The following is a 1,212-nucleotide window of genomic DNA, read 5'->3' on the forward strand; positions in this document are numbered from 1 at the left end:
CCCGTCCCCCGTCCCCGTGGGTGCTCCCACCCGTGACACGCCGCACGGCACCGCCCCCGTCGCGTACGGCAGATGGAGCACCCCGTCCCTGGTCCATTGGCCCGAGCCCGCCAACCAGCCGTTGGGTGCGGGCAGTTGATGGAGATACCGCTCGGCGGGACGCCACATGCCGAGCCAGCTGCCGGAGGGGCCGCCGATCCGCAGGGCGACCGCGCAGCTCTCCGGGGTGAGCACCTGCCCCGGCTGGATCGCGAACGGAGTGACCGCGCGGCCGGGCAGTTGCAGGTACTCCGGGAAGCGCACCGGGAGCGTGCTCCCCAACACGCCCCAGCCGAGCCGCTCCTGGCCGGGCGACGGCGCGTCCGAGCGGATCAGGAGCAGCCCGCTGTCGGCGTCCGCGAGGAGCAGCCGGTCGTTGCTCTGCTCGGAGATCTGCAACAGCGGCGACACCTCGCCCCCGCGCTCCAGATCGACCACGACCGTCTTGGTCCGGCCGTCCAACTGCCGGTCCAGCGCGAGCAGTCGGTCCCCGCCGCCAAGCCACACCCCGCCCGAGCAGCGACCGGGAACCTCCGCGAGATGCTCGGGCCCGAAGGCGCCGCCCGCGACGAGCCACACGGCCGTCGAACCCCGGCCCACGGCAAGGGCGTACGCACGGGTGCCGGCCGGAGCGGGCGGCAGCAGCCGCAACTCCGTGCCCACGTCCGGGCATTCCACCGCGCCGAGCAGTACCTCGCCCGTCCCCGGGCCCGTCGGATAGAGCAGCGAGAACGTGTGCCGTCCGTCGACGAGGCGGTGGATGAGCACCCGCCCGTCCGCCATCGGCAGCACCTCCGTGCCGGGCTCCTCCGGCTGGTTGCCGGGCAGGGGCACGGCGTACGGCTCGGGGCCGTCCAGTGTCCAGCGCTCCGGGAACCAGGAGTCGCCGCTTCGGGCCAGGCGGGCCGCGTACGACCCGTCGACGGTGATCACGCACCCTGCTCGTGCGGCCCATTCGTTCTCGTTCACCGCCGCGGACGATGGGGTTCCCCCCTGCTCGAGCGAAGTCGAGACCTCGGGGGAGGCACAGGCCGTCATCGTTCGGTCACCTCCGGCCACGAAACCTAGTTTTCGCACGCACAGGCGTGGGACCCGCAGGTGACCGCTTCACACATAAGAGTGGCCCGTTTGTGATTCGCCTGAGGGAACGGGGGCGGGTGTGCTGAGCGGGGG

General features: G+C 72.8%; 1 protein-coding gene. It reads right to left on the bottom strand.

What is annotated here, in order from left to right:
* On the bottom strand, window positions 1-1,077 hold a 1,077-nt coding region (locus AOK17_RS45340; protein ID WP_055618497.1), incomplete at its 3' end, for a hypothetical protein.
* Between the last annotated feature and the right edge of the window lie 135 nt (window positions 1,078-1,212).

The organism is Streptomyces phaeochromogenes, from assembly GCF_001418655.1.
Classification (GTDB): Bacteria; Actinomycetota; Actinomycetes; order Streptomycetales; family Streptomycetaceae; genus Streptomyces; species Streptomyces phaeochromogenes.